The organism is Enterococcus sp. DIV2384 (assembly GCF_050534975.1).
GTDB lineage: Bacteria > Bacillota > Bacilli > Lactobacillales > Enterococcaceae > Enterococcus > Enterococcus faecalis.
Window position 1 is genome coordinate 2596001 of sequence record NZ_CP172905.1, and the last position, 21487, is coordinate 2617487.

General features: G+C 39.9%; 21 protein-coding genes. 8 read left to right on the plus strand and 13 right to left on the minus strand.

The features are described from left to right. Nucleotides 1-5 precede the first annotated feature (5 nt). Entirely contained in the window at nucleotides 6-4862 is a 4857-nt protein-coding gene (locus IGK54_RS12435) for a hypothetical protein (protein ID WP_033594249.1), read from the minus strand. Nucleotides 4863-5228: 366 nt separating this feature from the next. Continuing rightward, on the minus strand, nucleotides 5229-6242 hold the full coding sequence (locus IGK54_RS12440) for an alpha/beta hydrolase (protein ID WP_010823295.1): 1014 nt from the start codon (nucleotides 6240-6242) through the stop codon (nucleotides 5229-5231). 165 nt (nucleotides 6243-6407) lie between these two features. Here IGK54_RS12440 and IGK54_RS12445 point away from each other — a divergent pair, with 165 nt between their 5' ends. Continuing rightward, nucleotides 6408-6953, plus strand: a complete 546-nt coding sequence (locus IGK54_RS12445; protein WP_010820339.1) for a cysteine hydrolase family protein — start codon at nucleotides 6408-6410, stop codon at nucleotides 6951-6953. Nucleotides 6954-7149: 196 nt separating this feature from the next. Here IGK54_RS12445 and lrgB read toward each other — a convergent pair whose 3' ends face one another. The 8 genes from lrgB to IGK54_RS12485 form a co-directional block, all read right to left on the minus strand. Next, the gene (gene lrgB, locus IGK54_RS12450) at nucleotides 7150-7833 is read right to left on the minus strand and encodes an antiholin-like protein LrgB (protein WP_002365411.1); all 684 of its coding nucleotides are present in this window, start codon (nucleotides 7831-7833) and stop codon (nucleotides 7150-7152) included. Beyond that, nucleotides 7830-8249 carry an antiholin-like murein hydrolase modulator LrgA gene (lrgA, locus tag IGK54_RS12455; RefSeq protein WP_002354829.1) on the minus strand — a complete coding sequence of 140 codons (420 nt, stop codon included), beginning with the start codon at nucleotides 8247-8249 and terminating at the stop codon, nucleotides 7830-7832. Before lrgA ends, lrgB begins: the two co-directional genes overlap by 4 nt. A 152-nt stretch (nucleotides 8250-8401) precedes the next feature. Then, nucleotides 8402-9130 (minus strand): LytR/AlgR family response regulator transcription factor, encoded by a 729-nt coding sequence (locus tag IGK54_RS12460; protein WP_002354828.1) that lies wholly within the window; start codon nucleotides 9128-9130, stop codon nucleotides 8402-8404. Beyond that, on the minus strand, nucleotides 9111-10880 hold the full coding sequence (locus IGK54_RS12465) for a sensor histidine kinase (RefSeq protein ID WP_002354827.1): 1770 nt from the start codon (nucleotides 10878-10880) through the stop codon (nucleotides 9111-9113). The genes IGK54_RS12460 and IGK54_RS12465 overlap by 20 nt, the downstream gene beginning before the upstream one ends. Nucleotides 10881-10971: 91 nt before the next feature. After that, complete coding sequence (locus IGK54_RS12470; RefSeq protein WP_002387408.1) at nucleotides 10972-11790, minus strand: MetQ/NlpA family ABC transporter substrate-binding protein; 819 nt, start codon at nucleotides 11788-11790, stop codon at nucleotides 10972-10974. 12 nt (nucleotides 11791-11802) lie between these two features. Beyond that, the gene (locus tag IGK54_RS12475) at nucleotides 11803-12474 is read right to left on the minus strand and encodes a methionine ABC transporter permease (RefSeq protein ID WP_002354825.1); all 672 of its coding nucleotides are present in this window, start codon (nucleotides 12472-12474) and stop codon (nucleotides 11803-11805) included. After that, complete coding sequence (locus tag IGK54_RS12480) at nucleotides 12471-13193, minus strand: methionine ABC transporter ATP-binding protein (protein WP_002354824.1); 723 nt, start codon at nucleotides 13191-13193, stop codon at nucleotides 12471-12473. The genes IGK54_RS12475 and IGK54_RS12480 overlap by 4 nt, the downstream gene beginning before the upstream one ends. 361 nt (nucleotides 13194-13554) lie before the next feature. Beyond that, complete coding sequence (locus IGK54_RS12485; protein WP_002386234.1) at nucleotides 13555-13953, minus strand: OsmC family protein; 399 nt, start codon at nucleotides 13951-13953, stop codon at nucleotides 13555-13557. Between the two features lie 200 nt (nucleotides 13954-14153). On the opposite strand from IGK54_RS12485, the gene rpsN reads away from it, so the two are divergent. The 5 genes from rpsN (at nucleotide 14154) to IGK54_RS12510 (ending at nucleotide 17385) form a co-directional block, all read left to right on the plus strand. Then, on the plus strand, nucleotides 14154-14423 hold the full coding sequence (rpsN, locus tag IGK54_RS12490; RefSeq protein ID WP_002354822.1) for a 30S ribosomal protein S14: 270 nt from the start codon (nucleotides 14154-14156) through the stop codon (nucleotides 14421-14423). A 110-nt stretch (nucleotides 14424-14533) separates the two neighbouring features. Continuing rightward, on the plus strand, nucleotides 14534-14683 hold the full coding sequence (rpmG, locus tag IGK54_RS12495; RefSeq protein WP_002354818.1) for a 50S ribosomal protein L33: 150 nt from the start codon (nucleotides 14534-14536) through the stop codon (nucleotides 14681-14683). A 15-nt stretch (nucleotides 14684-14698) separates the two neighbouring features. Then, nucleotides 14699-15673 (plus strand): CobW family GTP-binding protein, encoded by a 975-nt coding sequence (locus tag IGK54_RS12500; RefSeq protein ID WP_002368487.1) that lies wholly within the window; start codon nucleotides 14699-14701, stop codon nucleotides 15671-15673. Nucleotides 15674-15706: 33 nt separating this feature from the next. Continuing rightward, nucleotides 15707-15829 carry a putative metal homeostasis protein gene (locus tag IGK54_RS12505; RefSeq protein ID WP_002383181.1) on the plus strand — a complete coding sequence of 41 codons (123 nt, stop codon included), beginning with the start codon at nucleotides 15707-15709 and terminating at the stop codon, nucleotides 15827-15829. Nucleotides 15830-15849: 20 nt separating this feature from the next. Beyond that, nucleotides 15850-17385 (plus strand): zinc ABC transporter substrate-binding protein AdcA, encoded by a 1536-nt coding sequence (locus IGK54_RS12510; RefSeq protein ID WP_016616437.1) that lies wholly within the window; start codon nucleotides 15850-15852, stop codon nucleotides 17383-17385. Nucleotides 17386-17442: 57 nt separating this feature from the next. On the opposite strand, the gene IGK54_RS12515 is transcribed toward IGK54_RS12510, so the two are convergent. The 3 genes from IGK54_RS12515 to IGK54_RS12525 form a co-directional block, all read right to left on the minus strand. Further along, a complete protein-coding gene (locus tag IGK54_RS12515) occupies nucleotides 17443-18417 on the minus strand; it encodes a tRNA dihydrouridine synthase (protein WP_033594244.1) in 975 nt (324 codons plus the stop codon). A 186-nt stretch (nucleotides 18418-18603) separates the two neighbouring features. Continuing rightward, entirely contained in the window at nucleotides 18604-19374 is a 771-nt protein-coding gene (locus IGK54_RS12520) for an ABC transporter permease (RefSeq protein ID WP_002354811.1), read from the minus strand. Next, nucleotides 19367-20302 carry an ABC transporter ATP-binding protein gene (locus IGK54_RS12525; RefSeq protein WP_002368489.1) on the minus strand — a complete coding sequence of 312 codons (936 nt, stop codon included), beginning with the start codon at nucleotides 20300-20302 and terminating at the stop codon, nucleotides 19367-19369. Before IGK54_RS12525 ends, IGK54_RS12520 begins: the two co-directional genes overlap by 8 nt. Nucleotides 20303-20559: 257 nt before the next feature. Between IGK54_RS12525 and IGK54_RS12530 the strand changes: the two genes are divergently transcribed. Further along, nucleotides 20560-20979 (plus strand): PTS sugar transporter subunit IIA, encoded by a 420-nt coding sequence (locus IGK54_RS12530; RefSeq protein ID WP_002354802.1) that lies wholly within the window; start codon nucleotides 20560-20562, stop codon nucleotides 20977-20979. Nucleotides 20980-20991: 12 nt separating this feature from the next. Further along, nucleotides 20992-21483, plus strand: coding sequence for a PTS system mannose/fructose/N-acetylgalactosamine-transporter subunit IIB (locus IGK54_RS12535; protein WP_002354800.1), 492 nt, complete (start codon nucleotides 20992-20994; stop codon nucleotides 21481-21483). Nucleotides 21484-21487 lie beyond the last annotated feature (4 nt).

A 21487-nucleotide genomic window follows, 5' to 3' on the forward strand; every position in this document is an offset into this window, starting at 1 on the left:
CCTTGTTATGGTGCCATGACTAATGACCATGACAATGTCCCTTTAAATTCACCGACTTTTTGTTTCTCGACTGGCACAGATAGTTTAAGTCCCCGTTGGTTTGCCGCACCCCAACCTTGGTTAATTGTATAACTACCTGAACCGGAGCCTTCATTTTCTGTAACAACCGTATCTCCTTTATTGAGTAAAAATTCTCCTTTGTCTGTAACCAATGACAAATCTTCCAATTGATCTGTGCCGTTCGTTAAGGGATTCGTTACCTGAACATTCAGTTTCCAAGGCGTACTTTCTGTCCCGCGTGTGTCTTGAACGACTAAATCATCTGAAAGAGTTGGCCAGTAAACTTCTGGCTTGGCAGAAATTTTTTGTTTGCCAAAATCAATTGTTTTAGGTACTTTTTCTAACGTTAATTCACCTGAAATAGACACATTGACTTTTTTATTTAACGTTTCACCAGCTTCTGTAAATTGATAATTGGCTGGCACCGTTTTGGCTAATTCTTCTGGTTTCGCTTGTTGAATGGCTTGGAAGGTTGCGGCATCAAGACTTGGCGTTTGATTGGCCCGACCATCTGCGAAAATCACCGTTGCTTGTGTCCATTGTGCCAACTCGTCTGAATTCGTTAAGCCATTTGCTTCTTTTAACTTCAAATGCGCACTTGTCGCATACAAGGCAAACGAACGATCTTTGGCAAGGACACTTTCATTTTTCACAACAACTAAATGAACCGTTTTGTTTTGCAAATTATCCCCTGACGTCCCTGCTTCTAATTGAATATCATGTTTCCGCGATACAGTTTTTTCTGCTAACGGCGCTTGAATTTGTGGTAAATCCGTCTCTTTTAATGAGGTTTTGAAAAACGGCCGACCTTTTGCGCCAAGCATTTCTATTACTTTATCGACAGTCGTTAGTTGCGCTGCCTCATCTTCTGTGACAATCACCGATTGCCCCGAAAGTTCCACTTTATTTGAAAATTGAACTTTCACCTGATAACTGTAGTTCATATTCGTCGCTTTCCATGAAAGCGGGGTGGTATCTTTCTGCTCTGGAATTTGCTCTATCGCGCTCCCAACTTCACTAGATTTAACCGTTCCTTGGTGCAACCAAGAACCTGTTACTTCGTCAGGAAGGAAGCTTAGGGTTGGTGTTAAAGCACTTGAGGTCGGAATCATCAAACGTCCTTTTTGAACTTTTTGTCCAGCTACTTCGGTGCCCCACGCTTGTAAGGTTAACGGCGCATTGCCGGCTTTGACCTCTTTTACATCATGAGAAATAGTACCTGCACCTGCCACAATTCCAGGCGTTTCCACTTCGTAATCGATGATGGAACCAGGAATTGCTATCCCATAGCCATTGGCGCCCTTTGTCACATCGTTATCGCCAATAAATGTTTTTCCAGTCGCTTTTTCAATCCCATGAAACGTTGTTGGCATAAGTTTTGTAGCATTATTGACCGTTGGATTAATCGTCAAGACCTGATAGGCTTTGACATTTCCAAACCAAGTCCCTGTGCTATCCACCAAAGCAGTTGTATCTGTCGTTGGTTTAATCCATAAAAGTTCATCTTTTGTTGGATCGACAGCTTCAAAATCCGCAATGTTTACCTTACCTGTACCAGGAATTGTTTCTAATGTTGCATGATCCTGAACCGTTAGTTTGCTAGCTGAAATTAAATTGGCCGTGTTGGTAATCCCAATTCCTGCATTTTTAGATAGATGAATTGATCCGAATTCATTGTAAGTCGTACTATGATTCGCGGCAGTAGCAGAAACGCCATTTTTGATGTTCCCACCATTAGCCATTAATTTAATGCCATTGGTGACATTTAATTCCGTAAAGTTGACAACGCCTAAGCCTGTCGCATTTAGTGGTTCTGTTTGATAGTTATTGGTGCCGTCAACGTTCTCGCCAATGTTAATGACAACTTTCTGAGCATTTTTAGAAACAATGGTATTGGTGAAACTATCTGTTGCATTTCCACCAGATAATCCATTGATTGTTTTGGCACCTTGTAAATTTATCTCGACATCACGTAACAGCCCTGTCGTAGGGGCATTACCATAATTTGTTGCATATAAGTTACCAATACTTGAACCTGTTGCTTGAATATTCATAATAATTTTGCCACTTTTTGTATATGAGGACGTCCGCGCGCCATCTCCGTATATCGCTGCACCATTCAAAACATCTGAACCTGGTTTTGTATAGATATTTAGCGTGATTGTATTAGAAGCATCTGTTCCTAAATTAGTTGTTCCGTTATAAGGAACACCTCCTGAAATAAACGTTCCCGAAGGCAATTTAAACTCGCGATTGTAGTTTCTTAAATCAATGGTCAAATTTGCGTTTCCTAACAAAGAGCCAACATTTGTTATTCCGCCAGAAAAACCATTCGTTCCTTCACGAGGAGTACCAGAAAAGTCGCCACCGTAAACAATGTTATTAGAATTTCCAGTAACAGTATGATCACTTGAAGCACCATAAGATGCTCCCATTGAGGCATTAATGACACCATCATAAACGGTTACTCCAACATTCCCGACAATTTTTTTATCATTCCAGCCACCACCAGATAAGAACCAGTCAACTTGACCATTCCTCACAGTTGCTTGGGCATTTCCATAAACTCGACCGCCTTCATAACCACTTCCTTCTAAGGTATCGACAATACCTCCATTCAATGTATTAGAGGTGTTCCCTTCAACAACGCCAGAAAATAAACCACCGTATGTTCGTCGAGCTACAGCATTATTAATTACTGTATTTGACTCACCGCGAATGTAGATAGTCCAAGCATCTCGGCCAATGACAAGACCACCGCCAGCAATATCAAAATCTTTCGCATTCGCTAAATTATTTCTACTAGAAGAATAATTCGTGTCAGTTGGACGACTTCCTTTATAAACCAAGCCATCGCCGCCAGCTGTGCCATCGCCTGTTTGTGTTCCAACTTCTATAGTTGCCTTACCTTCTACGTAACCACCTACACCAGCTGCGGTTGTTCGCCACAGATCCGCATTACCAAATGAACCTTTAACAAGATGTGAGTGAATATTTCCTAAAATTTTATAAGTTGCACTATCAAAAGCTAATTTTGCTCGTTGCTCTGATGTATAAGCATCATAGGTGCCTTCATTGGAAGCTCCTAGTGCTGCTTTTGATAATCGATCAGCTTCCGTTCCACTACCACCATCAAAATTACCTATACCGCCTTGAGCATCTGTTGTTCCACCAATAACCGTATTTTCAATATTTCCTGTTATTGTGCCGTTATAACGATTGGCTCCAATAATACTTGGTCCATAGGTTGTATAATTACTTGCATCGAGGGTTGTGGAAATTGCATTTGTTCCACGATTTGTTCCAATATTCCCACGACCTGAACCACCAACATACGGCCCTCTTGAACTCCAACCGCCATATCCAGATAATGAATTTTTAATAGTACCATTAATGTTTCCATAAAGTGCGCCACCATAGTAAGTGGACATCCTAAAAGAACTATTTGCTTCTACTGCAATGTCTAACTCATTGGAAACACTCCCGGTCACAGAAATTGGGTTTGCTGCTGTACCAATTCCTGCACCATAATAATTAGAAAGAGCACCATTGATTCGTTTAACAGAAACGGTTACATTCCCATCGACTGTACCTAGATTTGCACCGCCTGATAGCGTATTGATTCCGGAGACCGTGTTATTAATGAGCAACGTTGGGTTTCCTTTTAAAGTTCCACCATTATTATTTCCGCCATAAAAATACCACGTACCTGAACCAGTACTATTTACTGTAATCACAGGATTTCCTGTAACATCGCCTGAATCCGTTCCGCCAAACACAGAGAAACCATTCCCGATAGAACCACCATTCAATGACAAACTATGACCGTTTAAATACATTTGTGATCCTGTATAAGAAATATTTCTTAAAGTAATATCTGTACCGAAGTGAACAATTCCTAGTGCCAATGTTTTGGAACCTGTAGGTAAAGTTGTATCCATACTAATCGGATCCGCACTGTTTCCAGTAATCACTAAATGATTGACCTTGCCTTGCAAGGCGTAAAAGGTCATATTACTTGCCGTAACGGTGTCAGGAATCACTTTAGCGGTGGTTGCCGTACCCGTTGTAATATTAGTTCCTATATAAAGAGTGAAATCGCCATTGTTCCCCTGTTGATACAAATCAAACAAGGCTTCTTTCAAACCAGCCTCTGTCGATGCATATTCTTTGTACGCTGCTCCATCTCCTGCTGGACTTGGCACAACAATCACTTTTGTTTTATCCGCAGGAGCAATTGTGTCCGCAATGGACTGATCAACTGAAACAGCTCTGGCCATGCGTGTCCGTTTCTGTTTAAAGACAGCTGTAAGTTGTGTATCTTCTGAAAACTCTAATTGAAGAAGTTCTTCATTTGTATATGTTTTTCCTTGGTAAGACCAGCCAACGAAAGTCGTATTTTCCTCACTATTCGCCCATTTTGGTAATTCTTCTGTCCGAAGTGGCTGATTTTTTTCTTTTACCACTTGATAACTTTTGGTATCATTTAGAAACAAAGCTTGATCCGTTGTTTCAAAGGTCAAGGTGATTTGCTTCTGCTCTTCGCTTGGTTTTGTTTCTGTGGAAGAGGTGGTTACTTTTTCTGTGATAGCACTAGATTCCGTCATTGATGACTGTTCTATAGAATGTGCGCTGCTTTCTTTTGTTGCTTCACTTGTACTGGTTTCTGCTGTTTTTGGCTGTGTCTGCGTACGTTCTGTTTGTTGCTCCCCTTCAATCGCCCACGCTGAAACAGATAAAAATGGTTGTACAAGTAAACAAGTTGCCAATAAAACAGCGATTTTCTTTTTCATTAACTTCATCACTCCTCCCTCGAAGTAAACTTTCCACAACCAACCTATGGCTCAAGTATACGAAGTTTTCTTCTGATTTTTTTAAAGATATTTTCTTAATTTCAAAAAAAAAATTTATTTTTTAATTTTCTTTTTGTTAACTAAACGAATTTTTTGCTGTTTTTTGTAAGATAAAATGTTAATTTGTTCACAAAAATAACAAAAACGTTGTTTTTAACATTAAAATTAACAAACGAGTTCGTAGTATAGCACGGATTTTCTCTCATGTAAACATCATTAAATAAACATTTTTGTTTAATTTATACATATTTCCCAGCTAAAAAAATGACAAAAATAAATAAACAGAGGCCTTAGAAATATTTCTAAGGCCTCTGTTTATTTATACTTATTCACAAACTGGACTGTTTCTTGGTAACATTGTTTAGCTTCTTTTGTTTGATAGTCGAATTGATATTCATGGGTGATCGTTGCTTTCTTATCTTTGAAAAAGAGAGCTGAAACTGGAACATTTAAAGTTTTTAACCGCTGAACCAAGGCTAGTCCTTGCTCTTGGAATGAAAAACTATTGCCATCTGTTAGATACGTCGGGGGAAATTCTTTGGTGACTTTATCCACTAAACTCACTTCTTGCAGTTCCGCGCTCGTCTGCCAGTCTTTAGTGCCGAGCAAGGACCAAGCCACTGTTTTAACGAAAAATTTCATAAAACGATTATCACTTTGTTGGTTGGCCATTTGTTTCAAATCCACCGGACCACAATACGAGAGCGTGCCTTTTAAATGGCTAGCCGGCAATGCTGCAGTCATCCCTAGTTCTTTGGCATAGTTGGCATTGGTTTGAACTGTTGCATATTGTAGAGCAATCTGTGCACCCGCACTGTCCCCGCCAATAAAAAGCTTAGATAAATCTAACATGGGATACGCTTGTTTCTTTTCTAATAAAAATTGAACAAGTTCATTGACCTGCTGGAGCTGGCTTGGATAAGGTGCATCTGGTGCTAATTCATAATTCATTGAAATAAAGGCAACTGAGGAATCAGCCACTAAACGTGTCGCAAACTCTTTCATCCCAGACTTATCTCCTCCCACATAGCCACCACCATGGACCCATAAAACGACTGGTACCGCTTGTTTTGACGTTTGGGGATAATACAAATCAAAGGTATTCTTTTTTCTTGAAGAAGGGTATGTTTGATTTTCTTGCAATTGGACATTGGGTAATGCTTTATCATAGGAAGCTGAATCTTTTATTTCAACTTCGCCTGCGAATAACTGGTTGATGACCCAAGCGCCTGGCTTAGGGGATAATTGAAAGGCGAGAAACACACCTAAGCAAATAACCACAATGATTCCTAACAACCAAAGGATAAAACGTACGATTTTTCTTTTCACTCTATTCACCTGCTTTAATTTGTAGCAAAATTATAGCATGTTTTTTAGCCAAAGCGTTTATTTTGAAACAGCTTTTTTAGAATTTGATGTACTTTTATCATTTGAAATGCCCTCTTAAAAGCTGTAAAATGAACAAAATGACTTTAACCTTTAGGAGGTTGCCAAATGAAAGCTCTGATTTCCATTGATTATACGAATGATTTTGTCGCCACAGACGGAAAACTAACCACTGGTGCCGCTGGACAAGCCATTGAAACGGCCCTTGTTCAACAAACAAAGCACTATTTTGACAATGGCGATTTTGTGGTTTTTGCCATTGATGGGCATGACCCTCTAGATCGCTATCATCCTGAAAATAAACTTTTCCCGCCCCACAATGTCTTAGGAACTGACGGGCGTAATCTGTTTGGCTCGCTAGATGATTTTTATCAAGCTCACAAAAATGAGGCAACCGTTTATTGGATGGACAAACGGCACTATTCTGCTTTTAGTGGCACGGATTTGGACATTCGGTTACGAGAACGAGGAATTACAGAGCTTTGTTTAACTGGTGTTTGTACAGATATTTGCGTGTTGCATACGGCTGTTGATGCCTATAATTTAGGCTATCAATTAATGATTCCTGAACGCGCCGTTGCTAGTTTTGATGAACAAGGACACGAATGGGCATTACGCCACTTTAAACAAACTTTAGGAGCAACCATTCTATAAAAAGACTGGTCAATCCTTCCATGCGCCCTATCTATACTCAAAAAATCGTGTAAACAACATAAAAGAGCCTGGGACAAAAATCACTTTGGATTTTTGTCCCAGGCTTAAAAATTGATAAACGGCGGGAACAGAATAAGCAGAGACTGCTAGCTGATAGAAATTAGCTACTCATAAAAGAGTGAGGAATCCCACTTTTTTATAGACCAATGACCGTTGCAAAGAAAGGAACTACTAAAACAGTAACTACACCAACCACTACGACAGAAATACTAGCCATAGCAGCCTCTGTTTCACCCATTTCTATGCCAACTGCCACACCTAGGGCATGTCCGGCCGCACCTAAAGCTAAACCTTTGGCGATTGGATTGTTAATCTTAAACCATTTCAATGCAATTCGACCCAAGGCATAGGTTAGTACACCATTGAAGATTACGGTAAACGCCGTAATGGAAGCAATGCCGCCAACAGTTTGAGAAATAGGTACGGCAATCGCTGTTGTAGCTGCTTGTGGTAAGATTGAGGCCACTAAATGATTATCCATGCCAATCACTTTTCCTGCAAAATAAACAGCCACTAGCGAACCAAAAGAACCAATTGTTAACGCCGTTAAAATTTCTAACCAATATTTTTTCAACACGTCTCTCTTTTTATATAAAGGAATCGCAAACGCTACTGTCGCAGGCTCTAGAAAGAAGCTGATATATTTGCCACCTTCATTGTATTGCTCGTAACTAATTCCTGTTACTTTTAAAACGACAACGCCTAAAATCATCGCAACGAATAATGGCGTAAATAAGAAGAAACCTTTGCTTTTTTTAAACAACCAAGTACCTATGCCAAATACAGCTAATGAAATAATAATGCCAACATACGGATTCATGCGCGAACCTCTCCTTTCGCTTTCTTCGTTGCTGCGGGTTCTTTTTCTTTTCGAGCATCTTTCATATGCAATAAAAAGGCGCCCGTCCAACCAGTTGTTGCTAGTAACGCTAGTGTCGCTACTAAAATAACAAAAACAATTTGAACGCCAAATTGTTGCATAATCCCTAAAGAATTAACTAAGGAAATCCCTGAAGGAACAAATAAAAATGTAATAACCGTTGATAAGCTATTACCTAGCCCTTCCACTTGCTCCAATTTAACAACTTTTGTACATAAACCAATGAACAATAACACCATGCCAATTACTGAAGCAGGCATTGGTATTGGGGAAATGAACGCCAAGCCGTTGGCGATTAACATAATAATGGCAAAAACTGCTGCTTGTTGTAAAAATGAATATACTTTCTTTTCCATTCTTCTTCGCTCCCTTTTGTCTGTTTTCTATGGGTTAAGTATATAAAGAAAACGTTTTTTTTAAGGGCTTTTTTTCATGAAATGCCAGAATTTCTTCACCAAATGCAAAAATCACCACTTGAAATGCATTCGACATTTCAAGTGGTGATTTTTTAACTTAAGCCAAGTTTTTCTTTAAATTCTTTGACATATGAACGGCTAACAGGTACTTTTGAGCCGTTGGTTAAAATTACTTGCAACGTGTTATTAAACCACGGCTGAATTTCTTGAATTTTTGTTCGATTCAAGATGAAACTTCGATGCGTTTTAATAAAGAGCGTGGCAGGTAATTTCTGTTCGATACTGTTGAGGGTCCCTGTCATCTTGTAGACCTGTTGATCTACAAAAATGCTCAGTTGCCGTTCTTCGACAGAAACGAGGTAAATATCTTCTGGCGCCACAAGATAAATGCGGTCTTCCCCTTGAATAGGTATTGCTTCAGATTTTGGTCCTTTTTCGGCAGTGTTTTCTGGGACAGCTTGAGCCATTTCTTTCGATGCTTTTTCAATGACTTGTGTTATTTTTTCTTCTTCAAAAGGTTTCAAAATATAATCTTTTGCATTCACTTGAAAGGCCTTTAACGCATATTGATCATAGGCGGTTGCAAAGACCAAGTAGGGCGCTTTTTTAAGATGGGTTAATTTTTCCGCTAAATCAAACCCGCTTTCATCGGTCAAATGAATATCTAAAAATAACAAATCTGGCTTTTGATCCATCATCTCTTCCATTGCCTCCGCCACAGAATCCGCTTCTGCAACGCTCGTCACTTGCGGATGTTGGGAAACAAGATAGCTCAATTCTTCTCGTGCTAAGGGCTCATCATCAACGATTAATACGTGCATCTAATTCCTCCTGTTCCATCGGGATTTCTAAATGAACATGGCTCCCGCCTGTCTCTAAATTTTCAATTAAAAAACAACCTTCTGATCCATAAAGGTTCGCCATTCTGCGGGACAAGTTTTCCAGTGCCGTGCCGGTGCCTTTTTCCGAAGTCACTGTTGTCTTTCCTAATAGCAAGCGGCGTTCTTCAGGAATCCCTTGCCCATTGTCATACACATCCACATGTAATTTGTGTTGTTTTGCTTTGACCACTACCCGGACTTGATTGTTCTCTTTACGGCTGCCAAATGCATGCTTGATGGTATTTTCCACTAACACCTGAATCGCATACGGCGGTACTTTTTCTGAAGCAACCGCTTCTTCTACGTCAAATGTTACTTGATAACGATTCGGAAACCGTGCTTGTTCTAATGACAAATAGGCTTTTACTTGTTCTAGTTCTTGTGAAACTGGGATCGTCGTTTGCACGGCTCCCTGCAAGTTGCCTCGAAAGTATTTGCTTAATTGGAGCAATAGTTTCCGCGCTTTTTCACTGTCTTTCCGCATTAATGCGGAAATAGTATTGATGGCATTAAAGAAGAAATGCGGGTTCACTTGCGCTTGCAAGGATTTAATTTCAGCTTCTTTAAGTAATTTTGATTGTACTTCCGCTTCCCCTAATTCAATTTGTGAAGAAAAGATTGTCCCAAGACCTTCTGCTAACTGCTCCTCGACATGCGTTAACTGCGCTGGATCTGTAAAGTACATTTTTAAGGTGCCAACAATTTGCTGATGGGAAAATAATGGAATCACAATCGCCGCTTGCAACGGACAATTAGGGTCCGAACAACCAACTTCTTCTTTGGCATGCGCGATGGTCATTCGGCCCGTCCGTAACACTTCCCGAGAAAGCTCCGTAATGACTTCTAGCTCTGGAATATGATGATCGCTTCCTGCGCCAACATGAGCTAAAATTTGATGACTGTTTGTCATGCTAATCGCACTGACTTTTGTATAATGCTTAATAATCTCCGCAACTTTTTTGCTGGAATTTTTATTGAGGCCTTCTCGAAAATATGGCAGTGTTTCCGCTGCTAATTCCAAAACATCGTGCGTCTGAACCGCTTTGGCCTGCTCTTCTTGTTTCAATGTCGTCGTTAGAATCGACATAAAAATGAACGTTCCTACGCTATTTAACAAAATCATCGGCAGCGCAATAAAACGAACCAACGTGGCCCCATCCGATAGATCACCGCTGAAAAAGAAAATAAAAATCATCTGAATCATTTCCATGCACGCTCCGACAATGGCAGAAAAGCCGGCAGACGGAAAAACAGTTTGCTTTGCCATGCGGCTCCCTAAAAAACCGGCAATTAAGCCAACAATTAAAGAAGCAGGCACATAAAAGAAACTATGCCCCCCGCCTTGAATAACCCGATGAAAGCCAGCAATTAAACCAACCGCACTGCCGACAATCGGACCACCCACTAATCCAGAAACGCCAATTACTAACGTACGCGTATTCGCAATGGAAGCATTGCTGCTTAAATAGGTTAGTAAATTATTGGGAACAATCTGATTCTTAGCGATTTCGATACCTGTAAAATTAGAAATAATAGCAAATAAACCAAAAATCAAAATCAACTGAACTTTTGAAGACATTTTTTCACGACTTAATAAAACACGCTTAAAATAAGGCACATTCACTAAAAGAAAGGCCAGTAAAATAATTAAGCCCACCCGTTCCATCATTAAAATAAATAATTCGACCACACCGGCACCTCCTTCCTATTAACTATACTATAAATCAAAGAAAAGAAAAAAATGAAGCTTCTCAAAAAAGAGGCTTCATTTTTTCTATTCATTAAAACGCAGGAATATTGGCGCCTTTAGAATTTTTCTTGATGTATTCAGCAACTTCTTTTGTTGTCATCGCTTCTTTTAAAACCTTGATTTTTTCGCTATCTTTTTCGCCTTTGCGTGTCACAACTTGCAATGCGTAATGTTTACTTGCTTCTTTATCTTCTAACAAGATCGCATCTTTCGTTGTTAAACCAGCAGGTTCTAAGTAGGCTGGGTAGCAGAACACCATAGCGATGTCTTTTTCATCATAGGCTTTAGCTAAATTCAGTAAATCAATGCTTTCAAAAGTGATGTTTTTAGGATTTTCCACGACATCTGCCACCGTGCCGTTAAAGCCGACACCTTCTTTTAATTTAATCACGCCGTTTGCATTTAAAATTGCTAAAGCACGACCTTCATTGGTTGGATCGCTAGGAATCCCCACTTTGGCATTTTCAGGTAAATCTTTCGCATCTTGGTATTCTTTTGAATAGAAACCACCAGCAAAATAATAAATCGGTTGCACAGCCACTAAATCAGCTTTTTTCTCTTTGTTAAACATTTCCATGAAGGGTTGATGTTGCGCAAAATTAGCATCCGCTTCGTCATGTTGCACGGCATCGTTGTAGGCAACATTGTCGCTCACTTCCATAATGTTAATTTTGTACCCTTTTTTCTCAGCTTCTTTCTTGGCAATCTCCAAGATATCTTTTGAAGATTCCAATTGCACGGCAACGGTAATCTCCTTGTCTTCTTTCTGGTCTGCTTGTTTATTTCCCCCACAGGCAGCTAAAATAACTGTTGCAATAACAGCGAATGTTGCTAAATAAAACTTCTTCATTCTTTTGTCCTCCTACTTTCTTTTGTCTAGTTTTTGGGCAATGAAGTTCCCAAGCATTTGTAAAATGAAGACCAGTGCAATCATAATCACAATGGCAACATACATAATACCGTATTCATACCGTTGATACCCGACACGAACTGCAAAATCGCCAATCCCGCCGCCACCAACAACACCCATCACCGTGGAATATGAAACCATACTCACTGTCGTGGTTGTGTAAGCAAGGACTAATCCGCTACGTGCTTCCACCAATAAAAAGTGCCAAATGTATTGGACTTTCGAGGTACCTAACGAATTAGCTAAAAAATAAATTTCTTCTGGAACATCCAACAGCACTTGTTCAACCAAGCGAGCAAAAATCGCGATCGCAACAATACTCAATGGCACAGATGAAGGAATTGGGCCAAACGCCTTTCCTAAAACAGAACGAGTAACTGGAATCAACGCAATCACAAATAATAAATAAGGAAACGAGCGAATAACAGTTACAATGAAATTTAAAACCCAGTACAGCCAAGGTTGATGCCCTTTGACTTTCGGATTAGCCAAAAATAGTCCTAAGCCTAAAGGTAAGCCGACAAGCAAACAGATAGCCATCGAAATCGACATCATAATCCCTGTTTCTTTTAAACCAATCAGCATAGATGGCCAATATTCGGCAAAGGTTTCTGAAAAAGTCATGGACGCAAACTCCTTTCCACTTTTTCTAAATAGGAAAGCGGTTCTTCCTCATATTGCTGAGGATTATTCAGAAATTCGCCAATTAACTGACCTTTTTCCATCACTAAGATACGATTACATAAGCGCTTCACGGTTTCTAATTCGTGACTAACAAAGAAAATAGTCGGTCGGAATTCCTGATGCGTCTTATGTAATAGTCGAACGACACTTTCTGTATTTTCTTCATCTAAGGAACTCGTTGCCTCGTCACATAATAACCATTTTGGATTACGGCTCAACGCTCGAGCAATAGAGACACGCTGTTTTTCCCCACCAGAAAGCTGAGCAGGATACGCTTCTGCCTTATGGGCCATATCAACAAACGTTAATAAACGCTCAATTTTTTCAGGCTGTTTCTCTTTTAAAAGTTTCAAAGGCAACGCAACATTATCATAAATTTTCAAATTTTCTAACAAATTGTAATGCTGAAACACCATCCCCATTTGTTGTTGCTGCTGGCGAACTTCTTTTTTAGAGAAGGTTTGAACATTTCTGCCATCAATACGAATCTCCCCTTCACTCGGTTGTTCCATTAAATTCAACAAACGTAACAACGTGGACTTGCCAGAGCCACTTTTCCCAACAATCCCAACGATTTCTCCTGGTTGGACAGAAAAGTGAATATTTTTTAACGCGTGTGTCTCTTGATAGACTTTCGACACATTCACTAACTCAATCATGATTACCTCCTAAAGGCCGACAAACAAACTATAACAACTAAAAAAACTGTATAACAATTAAAGTAATTCTGTGAAACGATTTAAAAAAACTATTACGAATTAAAAAATAACACACGTTTCGAAAAACAGCGTTATATCAGAGATGTAACTACTTACATCATCTACTAAAACAGAAAAAAAAGCAACCTTTTTATTTGTGAAAAAAACACTATCTGTTTTTTGTCTGTATTATTTTGTACAAATGAATTAAAAATTTCCTGTTTCTACAGCTATTTCCCTACGCTCCTCTAAAAAAAGACATTCTCAGAAACGAGGCATCCAAAAAGGGAAAAGCGCTCGTAACGATAATGTCTCTAATGGTTTACTTTTTAAATACAACTGTTTCTTCGACAGTAATTCTTTCAGCCAATGATTGAATCACTGGACAGTTTGGGGAGACAAGCTTCAAACACCGTGTCGCCCGTTCTTGAAAGGCTTCTGGAACAGTCACATAAAAGAGAATCGTCACCTGTTTTAATGGTTGTGCGCGTCTCTCTACTTCTCTTGAATACGTGACTTCTATTTTTTCAAACTCAAAGGGAATGTGCGAATTTTCCAAAACGGATTGATACACGTATCCCCCACAAGCGCCAATTGCCGAAACGAGCATTTGAACCGGCGAATATCCCTCTTCTTTTGCTAACACCCAGCGCGCTGTTTTCGTTTGTAATTCAAATTTTTCCACACCACGAATAATCGTCAAACGTTCTACCATTGCCATCTTCACTCCTTTTTACTCTTTCTTAAAAGATACTACAAAACAGCGCTAAAACAAACATTTCTAACTTCTCAACTTAGCAAGTCCTAAAAAAAACGAAATTCTCACTTGACAAACAACGTAACACCTGATAATATACTTCCGTTCAAATCGTAACCATTACGATTTAGATTTTATAAATCCAAAAAGAAAGGAAGTGCCTTATGGCTAAAAAATCAAAAATTGCTAAAGCAAAAAAACAACAAGCAATGATTGCAAAATATGCGCCTATTCGCCAAGCCTTAAAAGAAGCTGGCGATTATGAAGGTCTTAGCAAATTGCCAAAAGATGCTCATCCAAGTCGCTTAAAACTCCGCGATCAAACAGATGGGCGCCCACGTGGCTACATGCGTAAATTTGGCATGTCTCGGATTCGTTTCCGTGAATTGGCTCACCAAGGCTTGATTCCTGGCGTCAAAAAAGCAAGCTGGTAACTCATTATTTCGATAAAGACAACTAGCGAGGACAGTCGCATTTGGGCTGACCTCGCAGCCCCCTTTATCTTTTATACGCAATTAAAAAAATCAAATTGGAGGACGGTACTATGCGCCAAACCATTACGTTAGCTTGCGCTGAAACTGGCGAGCGCCTTTACTTAACAAGTAAAAACAAACGAAATACACCAGAAAAATTACAGCTGAAAAAATATTCACCAAAACTACGGCGCCGCGCACTTTTCACTGAAGTCAAATAACAGGAGGAAAACTTGATGGGCATTCCAATCACCATTGTTTCTGGCTTTTTAGGCGCAGGAAAAACAACCTTAATTAACCATGCGCTTGCGCAGTCACCGTTTCCTAAAGAAGAAATTATTATTATTGAAAATGAATTTGGTCAAACAGGCGTTGACCACGCATTACTTTTACAAACCACGGAACGAATTATTCAATTAAATAACGGTTGCATGTGTTGCAGCTTACGAGGAGATCTTCTTGCCTCTTTATCAGCAATCTTAGAAGTGTACCAAGAAGAACAACAAACCGTTGCCCAAGTCATTTTAGAAACAACGGGCATTGCTGATCCGCAACCAATCATTCAAACAATTTTAACGACCCCGCACATCAAAAATCATTTCTATATAGACAGTCTCTTAACGGTCGTTGATGGGCATCATTGGCAACAGCAACTTCAAGAAGCCGAAGCCATCAAACAACTGGCCTTAGCAGATCGCCTCTTTTTTTCTGTCAAGGAACCAGCAGACAGCACTCAGCTACCAACGTTCCAAGAAACCCTTCGTACCATTAATCCTTTTGCTGATATTTTATCCTTTCAAGCCAACGAGCCTCTTTTGGCTAGTGACTTTTTTCAATTAAATAAGTTTACGGCAACACTTACAGAACACGAAATGACTCATTCCCCGCATGAGCACGCCCACGAGCATCATCACCATACCTTTCACTCCCTTACGTTAACGGCGTCCTCAGCCCTCAACGAACCTCTTTTCACTCGTTGGCTTGATTGGTTAATGTATACACATCAGGAAAAGTTATACCGTTTCAAAGGGATTCTCGCCTTACAGGAGCATGACTTGGCCATTGCCATGCAAGGCGTCAACCAGCAAGTGGCCTTTCAAATGACGAATCAACCCCCTCAAGAAACGACAATTGTTCTGATTGGCAAAGAATTAGAGACAAAAAAAATTCAAGAAACCTTTCAAACCCTCAACAAAATAGCTACTCCGTAAATTATTTTTTACGAAATGGAGGTCCTATATATAATGGAAAAAACTGACTTATCTAGCGCTTATCGTCGACTGAAAAGTCCCAACATCAAAACACGAAAACGCGCACTTAAAATCATTAAAGAACATAAGCGCAATAAACAAAAGAAAATTGCGTAATTCACTAAAGGAGCACACCTATGAAAAAATTTACTCTTCCCCTGTTAGCCGCCTTATCGCTAATCCTTTTCGGCGCTTGCGGCAAAACAAACACCTCTGATAAAACCGCTGACGGTAAAGAAAAACTATCCATTGTCACGACTTTTTATCCTATGTACGATTTCACTAAAAATATTGTAGGCGATGAAGGAGACGTCAAATTGTTAATCCCTGCTGGTTCTGAACCACACGATTATGAACCATCCGCCAAAGATATGGCTACCATCCATGATGCGGATGTTTTCGTTTACCACAATGAAAATATGGAATCTTGGGTACCCAAAGCTGCTAAAGGCTGGAAAAAAGGAGCCCCGAACGTCATTAAAGGTACCGAAAACATGGTCTTACTTCCTGGCAGTGACGAAGACGGACACGACCATGACCACGAACATGGCGAAGAAGGCCACCACCATGAATTAGATCCGCATACTTGGGTTTCGCCCCATCGTGCCATCCAAGAAGTCACAAACATCAAAGAACAATTAGTCAAACTTTACCCTAAAAAAGCCAAAACATTTGAAACAAACGCAGAAAAATACTTAACAAAATTAACAGCATTAGACAAAGAGTTCCAAACAGCTTTGAAAGACGCTAAGCAAAAAAGTTTTGTTACCCAACATGCTGCATTTGGTTATCTTGCCTTAGATTACGGCTTAAAACAAGTGCCAATAGCTGGTTTAACACCTGAACAAGAGCCAACAGCAGGGCGCTTGGCAGAGTTGAAAAAATATGTCACAGACAACCAAATTCGCTATATTTATTTTGAAAAAAATGCCAACGATAAAATTGCTAAAACGTTAGCTGACGAAGCGAATGTTCAATTGGAAGTCCTAAACCCGCTAGAAAGTTTGACACAAAAACAAATGGACAATGGCGAAGATTATCTTTCTGTAATGAAAGAAAACTTAACTGCTTTGAAAAAAACAACAGATACAGCTGGGAAAGAGGTTCAGCCAGAAACCTCTGAAAAAACAGAAAAAACCGTGGCTAACGGCTATTTCAAAGACAGTGAGGTGGCTGAGAGAACACTGACAGATTACGCTGGAAATTGGCAATCCGTCTATCCTTTATTAAAAGATGGCACATTAGACCAAGTCTTCGATTACAAAGCGAAACTGAAAAAAGATAAAACACCAGCCGAATACAAAACCTACTATGATGCCGGCTATCAAACCGATGTCGACCACATCAACATCACTGATTCCACCATCGAGTTTCTGGTCGATGGCAAACCACAAAAATTCACCTATAAAGCAGCCGGTTATAAAATTTTAAACTATGCAAAAGGCAACCGTGGCGTCCGTTTCCTTTTTGAAACAGACGATGCCAATGCTGGGCGGTTTAAATACGTCCAATTTAGCGACCACAACATCGCACCAACGAAAGCCGCTCATTTCCACATCTTCTTCGGCGGCGATAGCCAAGAAAGTCTGTTCAATGAAATGGACAACTGGCCAACGTATTATCCAAGCGACTTAAGCAAACAAGAAATTGCCCAAGAAATGATTGCGCATTAAGCATTCAAAAGAGAGGAGATAGCATTAGCTAAAATGCTGCCTCCTCTCTTTTTTTATTTAGTCAAGCACACCATGTTCTACTTCAAACGTCGCTAACAACTGGCGCACTTCATCCGTTGATTTTGTATTCATTAATTGTGCTCTTAAATCACTGGCACCTGGAAAGCCTTTGACATAAATTTTGAAGAAGCGATGCAACCCAACGATGGAGCGAGGCACCAATTCCGCATATTTGTCTTGAAAATCCAATTGTAAACGTAGCAAGCCCAGCAATTCTTGTGGCGTATGTGTTTTGGGTTCTTTTTCAAAGGCATAAGGATTTTTAAAAATCCCCCGACCAATCATGATGCCATCTACACCATATTGTTCTGCTAATTCTAGGCCCTTTTGACGATCGGGAATATCCCCATTAATCGTAATTGTCGTTTGCGGTGCGACACGGTCCCGAATAGCCATAATTTGCGGAATGACCTCCCAATGGGCATCCACTTTACTCATCTCTTTTCGTGTTCGCAAATGAATGGATAGATTCGCAATGTCTTGCTCTAATAAATGCGTGATCCACGCCTCCATTTCCGCCATTTCAGTAAACCCAATGCGTGTTTTGACACTAACAGGTAAGCCACCTGCTTTGGCGGCGTCAATCAATTCAGCCGCGACTTCTGGGCGCAAAATTAGCCCGCTGCCTTTTCCACGCTCAGCCACGTTGGGCACAGGACAGCCCATATTTATATCTAATCCTTGAAAGCCCATCTCCGCTACGCCGATACTCATTTCACGGAAAAATTCCGGTTTATCTCCCCAAATATGTGCCACCATCGGCTGTTCATCTTCTGTAAAAACGAGGCGCCCGCGCACACTGTCTTTCCCTTCAGGATGACAATAACTATCTGAATTAGTAAACTCTGTAAAAAACACATCTGGTGCTGCAGCTTCTTTCACGACATGACGAAAGACCACATCAGTGACATCTTCCATCGGTGCTAAAACAAAAAAGGGCTTTGGCAATGTTGCCCAAAAATTCTTGCTCATCTTCATATACTCCGTTTCTGATTTTTTCTTTATTTTCAACGACAATTGTCGACATATTCTGGTGCGAAACATTGCTATTATACAGGGAAATGCACGAAGAATCAAAAAAGCATACTTAGAAACAAGAAAACTGTCTGAATCTGCTCGCTAGAATGAGTGATTCAGACAGTTTAATCTTTTTACGGCTTAACTACGTAAACCACGCCCTGTTTCTACAAGGTACCAACAAATGCCATATAAAACGACAATAAATAAGATTAAAATGGTCATAGAAATACCAATTGGCACATCTTGAACCCCTAGGAAACCGTAGCGGAACCCAGAAATCATGTAAACAATCGGATTAACTTTTGAGACAGCTTGCCAAAATGGCGGCAACATGGAAATGGCATAGAAAACCCCACCCAAATAAGTTAAAGGCTGTAACACAAAGGTCGGCACAATCGATACATCATCATAGGATTGCGCAAAAATACCATTTAACAAACCAGCTAAAGAAAAAAGAATCGCTGTCATCAATAAAGTCATGATGACCATCAGCCAAGAAACAACGTGCAATGGGACAAAAAATAGAGAAATGATGGTGACTAACGCACCGACCAAAATACTACGACCAACGCCACCAATCACAAATCCCCAAATAATCACATGAGTTGGAACTGGCGCCACGAGAATTTCTTCGATATTTTTCTGGAATTTTTGTGAGAAAAAGGAAGATGAAACATTGGCGTACGAGCTTGTAATGGCTGACATCATAATTAAACCTGGCACGATAAATTCCATATAAGAAAAACCGCCCATGTCGCCAATTCGCCCGCCAATCATTTTCCCAAAAATCACAAAATATAAGGACGTCGTAATCACTGGCGGTACCAGTGTTTGGACCCAAATCCGTAAATAACGGTTGGTTTCCTTCACAGCTAAACTTTTTAAAGCAGTAAAATACAGACTAAACATGTTGATCCTCCCTATGGTACGTATCCTCGGTAATCTTCAAGAAGAGCTCTTCCAAACGGTTGGACTTATTCCGCATTGACAATACTTTGATTCCTTGTTGACTTAGCTGTTCAAACAAGTGATTGACTCCTTGGTTTCGTTCTACTTCCACCGCTAACGTTAACTCGTCCTCAAATACGCTTTGATAGCCTTCAATAACTGGCGCCTGCGTATAAGGTGCTAAATCAAAAATAAACGTTTCGAATTGTAATTTTGCTAACAAGTGCTTCATGCTGGTGTTTTCAATCAATTCACCAGACTGAATAATCCCAATGTTGCGACACAACATCTCAGCTTCTTCTAAGTAATGGGTCGTCAAAATAATCGTGGTTCCCTGCGCATTTAACTCTTGTAAAAAGGCCCACATTTCACGGCGCAATTCAATATCGACACCTGCAGTTGGTTCATCTAAAATCAATAACTTCGGCTCATGCATCAGCGCGCGAGCAATCATTAACCGACGTTTCATTCCGCCAGAAAGCATTCGCGCCCGCTCGTTCCGTTTTTCCCATAAGTTGGATTGTTTTAAATATTTTTCACTCCGTTTCATGGCTTCTTTACGAGACACCCCATAATAGCCCGCTTGATTGACCACAATCTGTTGGACCGTTTCAAACGGATTGAAGTTAAACTCCTGCGGCACTAACCCAATCTGTTGCTTCGCCCGCACCATCTCCGTATCTAAATCATACCCAAAAATTTTGACTTTCCCCGAAGTCTTATTAACTAACGAGGTCACAATCCCAATCGTCGTTGATTTTCCTGCGCCATTCGGTCCCAAAAGAGCATAAAAATCGCCTTCTTCGACTGTTAAATCAATCCCCCGCAACGCTTCAACACCTGAAGCGTACACTTTGCGTAAATCTTGTATCACAAGAGCATCAGTCATTCGTAACTCTCCTTAATGTATAAATATTCATGAGTATTATTGTAACACTTCTCGATAAAAACGGGGGTTATTTTGATTAAATTTCACAGTCTTGCTTAGTTATTTTTCAACAACAAACTAGCCAACGATTAACGTGTTTATTTTGATTTAAAACTGTTTAAACAGTTTCAAGAACGTTAAACTCCTTTCAAATCAAGGATTTAGAGTTCTCTTTTTTTGGCACAGAACTTGCTTTATATAAAAGTGAGGTGAAAAGAATGAAAAGAAAATTTTTAATTGCTAGTCACGGAAACTTAGCGAAAGGCTTCCAAAGTTCCTTGGATATTCTCGCAGACAAAGGAAAAGAGCTGGCGGTCATCAATGCCTATGTGACTCCTGAGGACTACACGCCAATTATTCAAACGTTTCTTCAGTCCCTTGGCGCAGAAGAACAAGCTATTATTTTAACAGATTTATATGGTGGTAGTGTCAATCAAAAAATTGTTCAAGAAGTCATGACGACAAAACCAGACAATGTTTTTATCATTTCCAATGCCAACTTAGCCATTGCCTTATCTCTGATTTTCTTAAAAGAAGGCGAAAAGCTAACCAAAGAAGATATTCAAGCAGCAATTGCTGAAGCACAAATTCAATTCGTTGAATTAAACCCATCAAATGAAGAAGAAAACTTTTTTTAGGAGGAAATTAAAATGATTACACAAGTACGAGTAGACGACAGATTAATTCACGGCCAAGTAGCCGTAGTTTGGACCAAAGAATTGAATGCCCCCTTATTAGTTGTAGCGAATGATGAAGCAGCCAAAAACGAAGTAATGCAAATGACGTTAAAAATGGCTGTCCCTAATGGCATGAAACTATTAATTCGCTCAGTTGATGATGCGATTGATGTCTTCAATGATCCTCGTGGTAAAGACAAACGAATTTTTGTAATTGTGAACAGTGTAGCGGATGCTACTAAAATTGCGAAAAACGTGACAGATATTGAAAGTGTGAATGTTGCCAACGCTGGCCGCTTTGATAAATCAGATCCAGCCACCAAAACAATGGTTTTCCCGAGTGTCCAATTAAACCCTGAAGAGTTAGAAGCTGCCAAAGAATTAGCCAGTTTGACTCACGTGGAAAGCTATAACCAAGTACTGCCAACCAACTCAAAATTAAGTCTAAAACAAGCCGTCAATTAAAAGG

Coding starts and splice junctions, on each gene's coding strand:
- IGK54_RS12510 (WP_016616437.1), top strand. CDS start 15,850: ATGAAAAAATTTACTCTTCCCCTGTTAGCCGCCTTATCGCTAATCCTT.
- IGK54_RS12480 (WP_002354824.1), bottom strand. CDS start 13,193: ATGATTGAGTTAGTGAATGTGTCGAAAGTCTATCAAGAGACACACGCG.
- IGK54_RS12505 (WP_002383181.1), top strand. CDS start 15,707: ATGGAAAAAACTGACTTATCTAGCGCTTATCGTCGACTGAAAAGTCCC.
- IGK54_RS12445 (WP_010820339.1), top strand. CDS start 6,408: ATGAAAGCTCTGATTTCCATTGATTATACGAATGATTTTGTCGCCACA.
- lrgA (WP_002354829.1), bottom strand. CDS start 8,249: ATGGAAAAGAAAGTATATTCATTTTTACAACAAGCAGCAGTTTTTGCC.
- IGK54_RS12500 (WP_002368487.1), top strand. CDS start 14,699: ATGGGCATTCCAATCACCATTGTTTCTGGCTTTTTAGGCGCAGGAAAA.
- IGK54_RS12535 (WP_002354800.1), top strand. CDS start 20,992: ATGATTACACAAGTACGAGTAGACGACAGATTAATTCACGGCCAAGTA.
- IGK54_RS12515 (WP_033594244.1), bottom strand. CDS start 18,417: ATGAGCAAGAATTTTTGGGCAACATTGCCAAAGCCCTTTTTTGTTTTA.
- IGK54_RS12530 (WP_002354802.1), top strand. CDS start 20,560: ATGAAAAGAAAATTTTTAATTGCTAGTCACGGAAACTTAGCGAAAGGC.
- lrgB (WP_002365411.1), bottom strand. CDS start 7,833: ATGAATCCGTATGTTGGCATTATTATTTCATTAGCTGTATTTGGCATA.
- IGK54_RS12485 (WP_002386234.1), bottom strand. CDS start 13,953: ATGGCAATGGTAGAACGTTTGACGATTATTCGTGGTGTGGAAAAATTT.
- IGK54_RS12520 (WP_002354811.1), bottom strand. CDS start 19,374: ATGTTTAGTCTGTATTTTACTGCTTTAAAAAGTTTAGCTGTGAAGGAA.
- IGK54_RS12525 (WP_002368489.1), bottom strand. CDS start 20,302: ATGACTGATGCTCTTGTGATACAAGATTTACGCAAAGTGTACGCTTCA.
- rpmG (WP_002354818.1), top strand. CDS start 14,534: ATGCGCCAAACCATTACGTTAGCTTGCGCTGAAACTGGCGAGCGCCTT.
- IGK54_RS12435 (WP_033594249.1), bottom strand. CDS start 4,862: ATGAAGTTAATGAAAAAGAAAATCGCTGTTTTATTGGCAACTTGTTTA.
- IGK54_RS12470 (WP_002387408.1), bottom strand. CDS start 11,790: ATGAAGAAGTTTTATTTAGCAACATTCGCTGTTATTGCAACAGTTATT.
- rpsN (WP_002354822.1), top strand. CDS start 14,154: ATGGCTAAAAAATCAAAAATTGCTAAAGCAAAAAAACAACAAGCAATG.
- IGK54_RS12460 (WP_002354828.1), bottom strand. CDS start 9,130: ATGCACGTATTAATCGTTGATGATGAGCCCTTAGCACGAGAAGAATTG.
- IGK54_RS12475 (WP_002354825.1), bottom strand. CDS start 12,474: ATGACTTTTTCAGAAACCTTTGCCGAATATTGGCCATCTATGCTGATT.